The organism is Variovorax boronicumulans NBRC 103145, from assembly GCF_001591345.1.
In the GTDB taxonomy this organism is placed as follows: domain Bacteria; phylum Pseudomonadota; class Gammaproteobacteria; order Burkholderiales; family Burkholderiaceae_C; genus Variovorax; species Variovorax boronicumulans.
Genome location: NZ_BCUS01000162.1, coordinates 1 through 11,703, shown reverse-complemented (window position 1 = coordinate 11,703; position 11,703 = coordinate 1). Strand labels below are relative to the sequence as shown.

Annotated in this window: 12 protein-coding genes; 8 read left to right on the top strand and 4 right to left on the bottom strand. The window is 70.1% G+C overall.

Going from position 1 to position 11,703, the window contains the following annotated elements:
- The 7 genes from VBO01S_RS28765 to VBO01S_RS28735 form a co-directional block, all read left to right on the top strand.
- The coding region (locus VBO01S_RS28765) for a penicillin acylase family protein (RefSeq protein WP_174543709.1) at positions 1 to 957 on the top strand (957 nt) is incomplete at its 5' end.
- Positions 958 to 960: 3 nt separating this feature from the next.
- Positions 961 to 1,614 carry a histidine phosphatase family protein gene (locus VBO01S_RS28760; RefSeq protein WP_062481872.1) on the top strand — a complete coding sequence of 218 codons (654 nt, stop codon included), beginning with the start codon at positions 961 to 963 and terminating at the stop codon, positions 1,612 to 1,614.
- A 52-nt stretch (positions 1,615 to 1,666) separates the two neighbouring features.
- Entirely contained in the window at positions 1,667 to 2,629 is a 963-nt protein-coding gene (locus VBO01S_RS28755) for a DnaJ C-terminal domain-containing protein (protein ID WP_062481869.1), read from the top strand.
- Positions 2,630 to 2,631: 2 nt separating this feature from the next.
- Positions 2,632 to 2,952, top strand: coding sequence for a chaperone modulator CbpM (locus VBO01S_RS28750; protein ID WP_062481866.1), 321 nt, complete (start codon positions 2,632 to 2,634; stop codon positions 2,950 to 2,952).
- A gap of 195 nt (positions 2,953 to 3,147) precedes the next feature.
- A complete protein-coding gene (locus VBO01S_RS28745) occupies positions 3,148 to 4,335 on the top strand; it encodes a serine hydrolase domain-containing protein (RefSeq protein WP_062481863.1) in 1,188 nt (395 codons plus the stop codon).
- Between the two features lie 50 nt (positions 4,336 to 4,385).
- Entirely contained in the window at positions 4,386 to 5,405 is a 1,020-nt protein-coding gene (locus VBO01S_RS28740; protein ID WP_062481861.1) for an AraC family transcriptional regulator, read from the top strand.
- Positions 5,406 to 5,586: 181 nt separating this feature from the next.
- A complete protein-coding gene (locus VBO01S_RS28735) occupies positions 5,587 to 6,663 on the top strand; it encodes a M48 family metalloprotease (RefSeq protein ID WP_062481859.1) in 1,077 nt (358 codons plus the stop codon).
- 18 nt (positions 6,664 to 6,681) lie between these two features.
- On the opposite strand, the gene VBO01S_RS28730 is transcribed toward VBO01S_RS28735, so the two are convergent.
- Entirely contained in the window at positions 6,682 to 8,430 is a 1,749-nt protein-coding gene (locus VBO01S_RS28730) for a dipeptidase (protein ID WP_370682030.1), read from the bottom strand.
- 48 nt (positions 8,431 to 8,478) lie between these two features.
- Here VBO01S_RS28730 and VBO01S_RS28725 point away from each other — a divergent pair, with 48 nt between their 5' ends.
- A complete protein-coding gene (locus VBO01S_RS28725) occupies positions 8,479 to 9,063 on the top strand; it encodes a DNA-3-methyladenine glycosylase I (protein WP_062481856.1) in 585 nt (194 codons plus the stop codon).
- 98 nt (positions 9,064 to 9,161) lie between these two features.
- Here the strand turns inward: VBO01S_RS28725 and VBO01S_RS28720 are convergent, their stop codons facing one another.
- The 3 genes from VBO01S_RS28720 to metE all read right to left on the bottom strand — a co-directional run.
- Complete coding sequence (locus VBO01S_RS28720; RefSeq protein WP_062481853.1) at positions 9,162 to 9,506, bottom strand: hypothetical protein; 345 nt, start codon at positions 9,504 to 9,506, stop codon at positions 9,162 to 9,164.
- Between the two features lie 197 nt (positions 9,507 to 9,703).
- Positions 9,704 to 10,558: a hypothetical protein gene (locus VBO01S_RS28715; RefSeq protein WP_062481850.1), complete on the bottom strand. Its 855-nt coding sequence runs from the start codon at positions 10,556 to 10,558 to the stop codon at positions 9,704 to 9,706.
- A gap of 37 nt (positions 10,559 to 10,595) precedes the next feature.
- On the bottom strand, positions 10,596 to 11,703 hold a 1,108-nt coding region (gene metE, locus VBO01S_RS28710), incomplete at its 5' end, for a 5-methyltetrahydropteroyltriglutamate--homocysteine S-methyltransferase (protein WP_082818338.1).

The following is an 11,703-nucleotide window of genomic DNA, read 5'->3' as shown; positions in this document are numbered from 1 at the left end:
GCCGCCGCGCCCGGCATCATCGCGCCGGCCCGCATGCCCGTCGTCGTCACGCCCGACTGGGTGCAGAACAGCAACGACAGCTTCTGGCTCAGCAACCCGCGCGTGCCGCCGATGGCCGGCGTGTCGCCGCTGGTCGGCCCCGTCGGCGTGCCGCAGCGGCTGCGCACGCGCAGCGGCATCATGGAAATCGAAGGCCGCCTGGCCGGCACCGACGGCCTGCCCGGCAACCGCATGGGCGCGGCCGAGCTGCGCAGCGTGATCTTCCGCGACAGGAACCTCGCCGGCATGCTGGTGATGGACGACCTGAAGGCCGCGTGCACCGCCACCGGTGCCGCGCTGAACGCCGACCAGGCCCTGGGCTGCCGCGTGCTCTCCGCCTGGGACCGCACCAGCAACGCCGAATCGAAGGGCGCGGCGCTGTTCCGCGAGTTCTGGCGCAAGGCCAAGGACCTGCCGAAGGTCTGGCGCGTGCCTTTCGACCCGGCGCAGCCCGTGACCACGCCCACCGGCCTGGACATGGCCACACCCGCCACGCGCGAGGCGGTGTTCAAGGCGCTGGGCGATGCGGTCGGCACCGTGCGCACCGCGGGCTTCGCGGCCGACGTGGCGCTGGGCGTGCCGCAGTCGCGCACCGTGCGCGGCCAGAAGATCGCGCTGCCCGGCGGCGACGAGTTCGAGGGCGTGCTCAACAAGCTCGAATCGCAGGGCCAGCCGCTGATCGACCCGAAGGGCTACGCCATCAACTACGGCAGCAGCTACATGCAGGTCGTGACCTTCGACGCGCGCGGCCCCGTGGCGCAAGGCCTGCTCACCTACGGCCAGAGCAGCGACCCGGCCTCGCCGCGCGCCTACGACCAGCTGCCGCTGTTCGCGGCCAAGCAGTGGCATCCGCTGCCCTTCCACCCGGCCGACGTGCAGGCGCAGCGCGAAGGCAAGCCGCTGCAGCTGGCGTACTGAACCATGTCCTCGAGCACCGTTCCTTTTCCCGCCCACGCCGCTACGGGCATCGACCTGCTGAACCGCCTGGCCGCCGAGCAGCCGCTCGCCCCGGCCTGCGATCACTTCTACTTCCTGCGCCACGGCCAGACCGGGCGCAATGCGCTGCGCGTCTTCCAGGCGCCCGACGAGCCCCTGAGCGCGCTCGGCGAGCAGCAGGCAGTGCAGGCGGCCGAGCTACTGGCCGGCGAGCCGATCAGCGCCATCGTGTGCAGCGACGCGCGCCGCGCCTTCGACACCGCCCACACCGTGGCGCGCGCCCTGGGCCTCGTGCCCAGCGCGCACGAGAACCTGCGCGAGCGCAACTTCGGCGCGCTCATCGGCACCTCGTCCGCCAACATCGACTGGGCCTGCGAGCCCGAGGGCGGCGAGACGCTGGCGCAGTTCGTCGACCGCAAGCGCCAGGCGCTGGCCGCCGCACTCGCCGCGCAGCCCGCGCCGGTGCTGGTGGTGGCGCACGGCGGCACGCTCTACGCGCTGGCCGCGCTGCTGGGCGTGGCGGTCGATGCGAGCATCTTCGGCAACGCGCAACCCTTGCGCTTCACACGTGCCGGCCCCACATGGGCCGTGACGCCGCTGCAACAGCGGCACGCCGACGGCGGAGCCGCCCTGGCCTGAACCAGCGCCCGGTCGCCCTGTACGCCGTCCACCGAAAGGAATCACCACCACCATGGAATTCAAGGACTACTACAGCGCACTGGGTGTCGAACGCACCGCGTCCGACGACGAGGTGCGCAAGGCCTACCGCAAGCTCGCCCGCAAGTACCACCCCGACGTCAGCAAGGAGCCCGACGCCGAGCAGCGCATGCGCGACATCAACGAGGCCAAGGACGTGCTCGGCGACAAGGACAAGCGCGCCGCCTACGACGCGCTGGCCGACCGTGTCGCACGCGGCGGCCGCCCCGACGGCAGCTTCGAGCCGCCGCCCGGCTGGGACACCGGCTACGAGTTTCACCGCGGCCCGCGCCAGGGCCCGGCCGACCACGCCGACTTCAGCGAGTTCTTCTCGTCGATGTTCGGCGACGCCGAGCGGCGCGGTGCCACGCGGCAGAACTACCGCGCGCGCGGCGAAGACCACCACGCGGCCATCGAGATCACGCTCGAAGACGCGCTGAACGGCGCCGAACGCGAGCTCACGCTGCGCGCCCAGTCGCTCGACGCACAGGGCCGTCCGCAGTGGGAGAACCGCACACTCGCCGTGAAGATCCCGCCCGGCGTGCACCCCGGCCAGTTCATCCGCCTCGCAGGCCAGGGCATGCCCGGCCACGGCGGCGAGCCGGCCGGCGACCTGTACCTTGAGGTGCGCATCGCGCCGCACAAGCTGTACCGCGTGGAAGAGCGCGACCTGTACATGACGCTGCCCGTCACGCCGGCCGAGGCCGCGCTGGGCGCGCAGGTGCAGGTGCCCACGCCCACCGGCGGCGTGGTCGAGGTCACCGTGCCGCCCAACGCGCGCGGCGGCATGAAGCTGCGCCTCAAGGGCCGCGGCTTCGCGGGCAAGACGCCCGGCGACCTGTACCTGCTGCTCGAGATCGCACTGCCGCCCGCCGACAGCGAGGCCGCGCGCAACGCCTACGCCCAACTCGCGCAGGCGACCTCCTCGTTCAACCCCCGCCAGCACCTGGGAGTCTGAGCATGGCGAACTTTTCTTCCGTGACCACCACCACGGCCATCGGCGTCTCGCACCCGCTGGCCGCGAACGAACTGGCGCACGCCTGCGGCGCCGACACCGCCTGGGTCGTGCAATTGGTCGAAGTGGGCATCGTGCAGGTCACCACGACCGACGCACCGCCCGAGCGCTGGGAGTTCTCCAGCACCGACCTGCAGCACGCGCTTGAAGCGCGCCGCCTCGAACGCGACTTCGGCGTGAACCTGGACGCCGCCGCGCTGATCCTCGACCTGCAGCACGAGGTGCGGCGGCTGAAGGCAGTGCTGCAGGCGCACGGCGTGGGCTGAAATGCGCCCCGCGCGCGTCGCGGGTCACGCGCATGCAATGACTGCCAGATCCGCACAGCCGCCCGCCATTTGCGAACAGGATCGGTGAGCCCTCGGCCCTAGATTGCCGCTGCCTGCGGAATTTCGCATGGCAGGCCGGCGCGCAGGCAACCCTTCACACACCGCCCGGCCTCCTCACACAGGAGACAAGAAGGCATGACCTCGCACAGGCTGAAGACCGCGCTCGACGCAACGCTGCACCAGACCGTTCACCGCCACGGCGGCGCCCCCGGCGTCGTCGCGATGGCGACCGACCGCACGGGCAATTTCTACGAAGGCGCCGCCGGCACGCGCGAACTCGGGCTCGACCGGCCGATGGCCACCGACAGCGTGTTCGCCATCTTCTCGACCACCAAGGCGATCACGGGCACCTGCGTGATGCAGCTGGTCGAGGAAGGCAAGATTTCTCTCTCCGATCCGGCCGGCGCCTACGTGCCCGAGCTCGACGAGCTGCAGGTGCTCGACGGCTTCGACGCCGACGGCCGGCCGCGCACGCGCGCGCCGCGCCGGCGCATCACGGTCAACGACCTGATGCTGCACACCTCGGGCCTGGGCTACGAGTTCTTCAGCGAAGACGACCTGAAGTACCGCGCCGCGCTGAACATTCCCACGGTGGTGTCGGGCAGTTTCGAATCGATCCGCACCGTGCTGCTGCACGAGCCGGGCGCGGCCTGGACCTACGGCGCCAACATCGACTGGCTGGGCCGCATCGTCGAGCAGCAGCGCGGCAAGCGACTGGGCGAGGTGATGAAGGAGCGCGTCTTCGAGCCGCTGGGCATGCAGGACATCGGCTTCGGAATGTCCGAGTCGATGAAGGCACGCCGCGTGACCATCCACGACCGAGCAGCCGACGGCCGGCTCACGCCGCTGCCCGAGCTGGTGCTGCCCGAGCCGCCGCCGATGGACATGGGCGGCCACGGCCTGTATGCCACCGTGGGCGAGTACATGAAGTTCATCCGCATGGTGCTGAACGACGGCGCCGGGCCGCACGGCCGTGTGCTGAAGGCCGACACGGTGCAGCGCATGGCGCAGGACGGCCTGGCCGCCATGGACCTGTCGGTGGGCGGCTGGCGCACGTCGGTGCCCGCGCTGAGCAACACGGGCGAGTTCCTGCCCGGCACCGACAAGGGCTGGTCCTACACCTTCATGACCAACCGCGAGCGCGCGCCCACGGGCCGCCCGGCCAACTCGCTGATGTGGGCGGGCCTGGCCAACAGTTTCTTCTGGATCGACCGCGAGAACGGCATCGGCGGCTACTGGGCGACGCAGATCCTGCCGTTCCAGGACTGCGCGAGCTACCCGGGCTTCGTGGCTTTCGAGACCGCGGTTTACCATCACCGCTGAGCCGTTGCCCCGGGGCGCGGCGCCTTCTTCTCCTTGAACCGAGGTGCGCGATGGATGCGATCCGCAACGTGCTGGTCACCGACGCCCGCGGGCAGCCGAGCGAGCGCCACCGCCTGGTGGCCTCGCACGACTGGGACGACATCCGGCGCTGGTCGGACCGCATCTACATGCCCTACCGCGTCACGCCCATCGGGCGGGCGCGCACGCCCGACTCGGTGCTCGACGCCACGCGCATCGGGCACTTCACGCTGAGCCGGTTCCACTACGGCATTCCGGTGAACATCAAGGACTTCTCGCCCGACAGCGGCGTCGGCATGGTGCTGACGACCGTGCGCGGCGCGGGCCGCCACTGGTCCGAAGCCAACGCCTATGCCGACACCGGCGTGGGCGACGCCTTCGTGGTCGACACCTCGCGCACCCACTACTGGGTGGACTTCGATGCCAACCACCTGCAGGTGAACCTCAGCTTCTCGCACGACGCGCTGGCCGCGCTGCATGCGCGCTGGTTCGGCGCACCCGCCGACGAGCGGCTGTGGACGCGCAAGTTCAAGTTCGGCGGCGCCCAGTCGAGCTGGATCGCGCTGCTGTCGTATGCGTGCCGCTGCGTCACCGAACTGCCCGAGGCGGTCGACACCGGCCCGCTGGGGCGGCACCTCGAAGAGATGATCGGCGTGCACGTGCTGACCCAGTGGCGCGCGCAGCTGGAGCACCCGGCCGAGGCGGTGCAGCACCGCATGGCGCCGCGGCATGTGCTGGCGGCCGAGCGCCACATCCGCGAGCACGCCCAGCACGCGCCCACGCTCGGTGAGCTGGCGAGCGTGGCGGGCGTCAGCGTGCGCACGCTGAACAGCGCCTTTCGCGAATACCGCCAGGCCACGCCGATGCGCGCGCTGCGCGAGCAGCGCCTGCAGGGCGTGCGCGCCGAGCTGCTGATGGCCGACGCCGGCGCGACGGTGCGCTCGGTGGCGCAGGCGTGGGGCTACGCCAACTTCGGCCTGTTCGCCGCGGCCTACCAGCAGCGCTTCGGCGAGCTGCCCTCGGCCACGCTGCGTTCACGCAAGACGGGCTGAGCCTTCATCTGATCTTCAGCTTGGAGCGCGCTCGCGCTCCCACAATGCCAAGCGGGCGCGGCACCTCGCCTTGCCTGGAACGCCCGGTCGCCATCGCCACCGGGCAACTCCCCTTCCCTCGATGGCATCTGGCATCGCGTCCGCGCCTGGATGCGACCGATGCCGAGCACCTCTTGAGCGAATGAACAACCCTCGCCCGTCCTTCTTCCCGGCCTGCGCGTCGATCGCAGCCACCTTTGTCCTCACGGCCTGCGCCGCCTCCATCCGGCCCGCCAGCGACGACCCCGACGTCGTGCAGGAGCAGGCCCTGCAGCAGTCGCTGTCGCTGAACCACCGCATGACGCTGCAGCGCCGGCTCGACGACGTGGCGATCCCGCTCCTGGAGCACAGCGCGCCGTTCTGCGGCGGCGACGTGCGGGCCAGCCTGGGCGCGCACATCGCCAGCCTGTGGAGCTTCGAGAAGGAAGAACGCGCGGCGGTGAAACAGGCCCTGCACCTGGACGACCGGCTGACCGTGCTGTGGACACTCGACCGGAAGCAGGCGCCGGCCACACCGCTGCGCGCCGGGGACGTGCTGCTGTCCGTCGGCGGCAAACCGCTGCCCGCCGGCGAGAAAGGGATCGACCGGCTCAACGACGTGCTCATCGACGCCGCGCGCACCAAGCCCGCCAAACGCGAGGGCTGGTTGGAGGCCGTGGTGCAGCGCGAGGGCCAGTCGACGGCGCTGCGCCTGCCATACACCACGGCGTGCAACTACACCGCCGTCACGCGCATGAAGAACGAGGTCCATGCGGAGAACGACGGGCACGAGATCCTCGTCAACTCGGCGCTGATGCGCTTCTTTCCCGACAACCGCGACCTCGCGATCGTGCTGGGGCACGAGCTGGCCAACGGCGTGCTGTCGCATGGCGGCAAGACGCGCGCGGTGGGCATCGCGGCCGGCATCGTGGATGGCGCGCTGGGCGGCACCGGGCTGGCGCAAGAGGCGCTGTCGTCGCCCTTCTCGCAGCAGTTCGACGCCGAGGCCGACTACCTCGGCCTCTACATGGTGGCCGCGGCGGGCTACGACATCGACGGCGCCGAACGGATCTGGCGCGAGCTCGGGGTGCACACGGCCGGCGCGAAAAAGAAGGGCTTCATGAGCACCCCGCCGAGCTCCGCCAAACGCTTCGTCGCGATGCGGCGCACCATCGCCGAGATCCAGGCCAAGACGAAGAACGGGGCACCGCTGGTGCCCCTGGCGACATCGAAGTCCTGATCGCTGCGGCGCGGGCCGCTACTGCATCTGCTGCAGGTTGCCGATGCGCACCAGCATCTCGGTGAACATCTGCATGTCGGCGTCGAGGTCGGGCACTTCCTTGTATTCCTTGGCGTTGTGCGCCGTGTACTTCTTGCCGGGCATCGCGGGGCCGAAGTTGATGGCGTTGGGCATCAGCTTGGCCGTGGTGCTGCCGGCGGTGGGCACGGGCTTGGCCTCCAGGCCGGTGGTGTCGCCGAAGATGTTGAGCAGCGTCGAGAGCCACGCGCCCTTCGGGTCGCGCGCCATCCAGTTGCCCTGGTCGTAAGCCAGCTCCAGCTTCACCTGGCTGGCCGTGGCCCAGCCGTTGACCTTGGCCGCCACCTGCGCCTTCAGTTCGTCGGGCGTGCGGCCGCGCGGCATGCGCACGTTGGCCGTCACCTCGAGGCGGCCGTCGGCGCCCATGCGCACCAGCGTGGGCGACATCGTGAGCGGGCCCATGAAGTCGTCCTGGTAGCCCAGCCCCATCTTCTCGCCGAGGTAGCCGGTGCCGTAGAGCGCGTCGATGTACTGCACGGCGCGCAGGTAGGGGTTGGCGGCCAGCGGCACGCCGGACTCCTTCAGGAACAGCGCCAGGCGCGGCACGGGGTTCACGCCCTCTTCGGGCCGCGAGCCGTGGGCCGAGGTGCCCGTGACCTTCAGCTCGACAGCCTCGGCGCCGCGCGCGATGTCGATCGCGAACTTGCCGCCCTGGCTTTCGTACTTGCGCACGAAGGCGGCCTTGGCGGCCTCGAGCTTCGCGGCCACGGCCGCGAGGTCGCCGCCCTTGAGCGTGGCGGTCGCGGTCTGTGGAATGGCGTTGGCCGAGGCGGCGCCGCTCATCGCGGTGATGGCCGTGGTGGCCGTGGCAGCGGGGTCGGCCGCTTCCGCGGGGAAGAACACCTTGAGCGCGCCCGAGCCCTTCTCGGCCACGACCGCGGGGTACTTGCTGTCGAGCACGATGTTGTAGGCCGGCAGCGGCGTCTTGTCGCGGTAGTACTGCATCGCGTCGCCGCCGGTTTCCTCGGTGGTCTCGATCATCAGGCGCACGCCGCGCTCCACCGGCAGGCCGCTGTCCTTCACGGCCTTCATGGCGTAGAGCACGGCGGCGATGGAGCCCTTGTCGTCGATGGTGCCGCGCCCGTAGAGGAAGTCACCCACGCGCGTCATCGCGAAGGGATCCAGGCGCGTGCCGTCGTCGAGCACCCATTCGGAGAGCACGGCCGGCACCACGTCGGCGTGCGTGAGGATGCCGAACTCCTCGCTGCCCCGGCCCTTCAGGCTCACTTCGAAGATGCGGCCGTCGACGTTGCGGTAGCCGAGCCCGAAGTCCTTCGCCATCTTCTCGACCAGCTGGCCGAACGCGACCATCGGCGGGCTCTCGTGCGGCGGCACCTGCACGTTGCGTACCGTGGGCAAGGCCACCATGGTGCCGATGCTGGCGATCACGGCCTGCTGGTTCTGCAGCCGGTTGTACAGGCCGAGCAGGCGCGCGATGTTGACGAGGTCGTCGCCCGCCAGCGCCTTGCCGCCGGTGTAGGCCGCCACGCTGGGCTGCAGCGCGGGCTGGGCCTGCGCCGCTTGCGCCAGGAAAGCCTTGAAATCGGGCGCCGTGCGGCCGCCCTTCCAGGCGGCGGCGAGCTGGTCGAGCGCGGGTTTCTTGAGGGTTTCGGCACCTGCCGGAACGGCGACGGCGAGCACCGCGAGGGCCAGCGAAAGCGCCGACAATGAAAAACGAGACTGCTGCATCAGGGTCACCCCCTCATTCCGAAAACATTCCCCGACGATAGCCGAGCCATGCCTCACGACGACAGCCAATCTTCGCCCCCGCGATGCGCCTGGGCCCGCACCGATCCGCTGCTGGCCAGCTACCACGACGCCGAATGGGGCGTGCCCGAACGCGACAGCCGCGCGCTGTGGGAAAAGCTGATGCTCGACGGCTTCCAGGCCGGCCTGTCGTGGCTCACCATCCTGCGCAAGCGCGACGCCTTCCGCGCGGCCTTCGAGGGTTTCGTGCCCGAGACGGTGGCGCGCTTCACGCCAGCCGATGTCGAGCGCCTCATGCAGGACGCGGGCATCGTGCGCTCGCGCGCCAAGATCGAGGCCGCCATCGGCAATGCCAAGGCCTACCTCGCGATGCAGGCGGCGGGCGAAGATTTTTCCGATTTCGTCTGGGGCCTGGCGGGCGGCCAACCGGTCGTCAACACCACGGGCACGGTGCCCACGCAGACGCCGCTGTCCGAAACGATGTCGAAGGCACTGAAACAACGCGGCTTCAAGTTCGTCGGCCCGGTGATCGTCTATGCCTGGATGCAGGCCACGGGCATCGTCGACGACCACGCGCCCGACTGCCATTGCCACCGCAGCCATCGGCGCGCCTGAGCACAGCGCAGACGTGAAAAAACCGGACGGTGCTGTTGCACGGTCCGGTTCTTTCGGGTGGTGGTCTTGCTAACCGAGGCGGCTTGCGCCGCCGTCGATCACAGGCCAGCCTGGCGCGTGAAGCTGCGTGCCTGCGAGGGGATCACGCTGCCAGCGAAGGATTCGCGGCGCAGGTTCTGGCCGGGAGCGTGGGCGGCTGCCACGGCTTCGGCGCGGACCGAAGCGCGGTCCACCGACGAGGCCAGCACGGGGGCCACGCTGGCCGACACGGCGTCGCTGTATTCGTTGCCGGCACGGGCGGCGGCCACGGCTTGCGGTGCCACGTCGGCACGGCTGTAGCCGGAGGTCACGGCGTGAACGCCTTCGTAGGTCTCTGCGTGGGCGGCGCCAGCGGCGGCGAGCAGGGAGAGAGCGGCGGCGGCGAGGATGTTCGAGGTCTTCATTTCAATTCCTTCTTGATCGGGCTTTGGATGCCCTGAAGTGTGCGCCAAATTCCTAGGGTAAACCCCAGTCAATCTGAATCGCAGTGTTCACGGAATTGAAACAATCACGGGGAACTTTCCGACATGCGGGGGTCGCGTGAAACTTTTTCGTACAAATGCCCCCGAGTTTGCAAACTTTGGCGCTCTTTCGTCAAGTCTCAGGGCCGCCCCCAGCTGCGCACCAGCGTGCGGATCGCGACCGCGCCGCTGCCCTTGACCTCGGCACGGTAGCTGCCCAGCAGCGCCTCGCGCTCGGCGGCGGCCTGCGGTTCGTTGCGCCAGGCGAGCAAGGCGGCTACGTCGGCGTCGGGCAGCGCCAGTAGCAGCGCCTGCGTGACCAGCTTTTCGAACTCGCGCGCCACGGTCATCAGGTTGCGCGGTCGCGGCGAGGTGACGCCGCGCGACCACAGCGAATCGAGCGCGGTGTCGAGCGTGCGGTCGGGCAGCGAACTGAACTGCCCGGCATTGCCGCGCGCCAGCTGCTTGACCACCGCACTCATGAGCAGCTGGCTCGAGAAATCGATCTCGCGCGCCTCGGCCACCGTCATGCGCGCCAGCAGTTCGACGCGTGCCGGATCGGCCGGCCGCGCATGCTGTTGATGGAAGAAGGTCACCTTGCCGGGCTCATCCATCGCGGCGTAGTCGGCGCGCAGCTTCGCCAGCCGCGCCACGGCTTCCAGCACCGGAGGCGTCGGCGCAGCGGCGCCCTGCCCGGCCGCCGCCACGTCCTGCCGGATCGCGGCCACCGAGGCGTTCACGTCGAAGGCGCGACCGGCCGCCACGTCGAGCGACTGCAAAGCCTTGTCGGCCATGGCCAGGTCGGGCGGCTCCAGCAGTTCTCGCGCACCGCGCGACACGGCGCCGGGGCCGTAGGCGTTCTGGTAGCGCGCCTGCACGCCCTCGAACTGGAGCAAGGCCTGCGCGCGGTCCTGCGTCCACCCCGTCAAGGGGGCAAGGAGCAACGACAGCAACAAGAGGCAACGGGGCGACGACAGGCGGGACAGCAAGGACATCCCGCATTATTGGCACACCGCGATCCCGCGCCCTTCATCAGGCCTGCGCCAGCTCCCCGCGCAGCAGCCTCGCGGCCGCCACCATGTTCGACAGCGCCGCCTCGGTCTCGGGCCAGCCGCGGGTCTTGAGGCCGCAGTCGGGGTTGATCCAGAGGTTCTCGCCCGGCACCACCTGCGCGGCCTTGCGCATGAGGCGCACGATCTCGTCGACCGAAGGCACGCGCGGCGAGTGGATGTCGTACACGCCGGGGCCGATCTCGTTCGGGTAGCGAAAGCCGCCCTCCCCGCCGAAGCCGCGCAGCAGCTCCATGTCCGAGCGGCTGGTCTCGATGGTGATCACGTCGGCGTCCATCGCCGCGATCTCCGGCAGGATGTCGTTGAACTCCGAATAGCACATGTGGGTGTGGATCTGTGTCTGGTCGCGCACGCCCGAGGCGCTGATGCGGAAGGCGCGCGTGGCCGCCTTCAGGTACGCCGGCCAGCCCGCGCGGCGCAGCGGCAGGCCTTCGCGGATGGCGGGCTCGTCGATCTGGATGATGCCGATGCCCGCGCCCTCGAGGTCGTTCACCTCGTCGCGGATCGCCCAGGCGATCTGCTCGCAGGTGGTGGCGCGCGGCTGGTCGTCGCGCACGAAGGACCACTGCAGGATGGTCACGGGGCCGGTCAGCATGCCCTTCATCGGCAACTTGGTGAGGCTCTGCGCATAGGCGGTCCACTCGACCGTCATCGCGGCCGGGCGCGCCACGTCGCCGAAGATCACCGGCGGCTTCACGCAGCGCGAGCCGTACGACTGCACCCAGCCGTTGGCGGTGAAGGCAAAGCCGTCGAGCTGTTCGCCGAAGTACTCGACCATGTCGTTGCGTTCGGCCTCGCCATGCACCAGCACGTCGATGCCAAGTTCTTCCTGCTTGCGCACGGCCAGTGCGATCTCGGCGCGCATCTTCTCGCGGTAGCCGGCCGCATCGAGCTCGCCGCGCTTGAAGGCGGCGCGGGCCGCGCGGATCTCGGCGGTCTGCGGGAACGAGCCGATGGTGGTGGTCGGCAGCGCGGGCAGTGCAAAGCGCGTGCGCTGCAGCTGCTGGCGCTGCGGGAAAGCGGACAGGCGGCGGTCGTCGCCGGCCACGCTGCGCGCCAGGCGCAACGCC

Coding starts and splice junctions, on each gene's coding strand:
- VBO01S_RS28760 (WP_062481872.1), top strand. CDS start 961: ATGTCCTCGAGCACCGTTCCTTTTCCCGCCCACGCCGCTACGGGCATC.
- VBO01S_RS28720 (WP_062481853.1), bottom strand. CDS start 9,506: ATGAAGACCTCGAACATCCTCGCCGCCGCCGCTCTCTCCCTGCTCGCC.
- VBO01S_RS28755 (WP_062481869.1), top strand. CDS start 1,667: ATGGAATTCAAGGACTACTACAGCGCACTGGGTGTCGAACGCACCGCG.
- VBO01S_RS28735 (WP_062481859.1), top strand. CDS start 5,587: ATGAACAACCCTCGCCCGTCCTTCTTCCCGGCCTGCGCGTCGATCGCA.
- VBO01S_RS28715 (WP_062481850.1), bottom strand. CDS start 10,558: ATGTCCTTGCTGTCCCGCCTGTCGTCGCCCCGTTGCCTCTTGTTGCTG.
- VBO01S_RS28745 (WP_062481863.1), top strand. CDS start 3,148: ATGACCTCGCACAGGCTGAAGACCGCGCTCGACGCAACGCTGCACCAG.
- VBO01S_RS28725 (WP_062481856.1), top strand. CDS start 8,479: ATGCCTCACGACGACAGCCAATCTTCGCCCCCGCGATGCGCCTGGGCC.
- VBO01S_RS28730 (WP_370682030.1), bottom strand. CDS start 8,430: ATGCAGCAGTCTCGTTTTTCATTGTCGGCGCTTTCGCTGGCCCTCGCG.
- VBO01S_RS28750 (WP_062481866.1), top strand. CDS start 2,632: ATGGCGAACTTTTCTTCCGTGACCACCACCACGGCCATCGGCGTCTCG.
- VBO01S_RS28740 (WP_062481861.1), top strand. CDS start 4,386: ATGGATGCGATCCGCAACGTGCTGGTCACCGACGCCCGCGGGCAGCCG.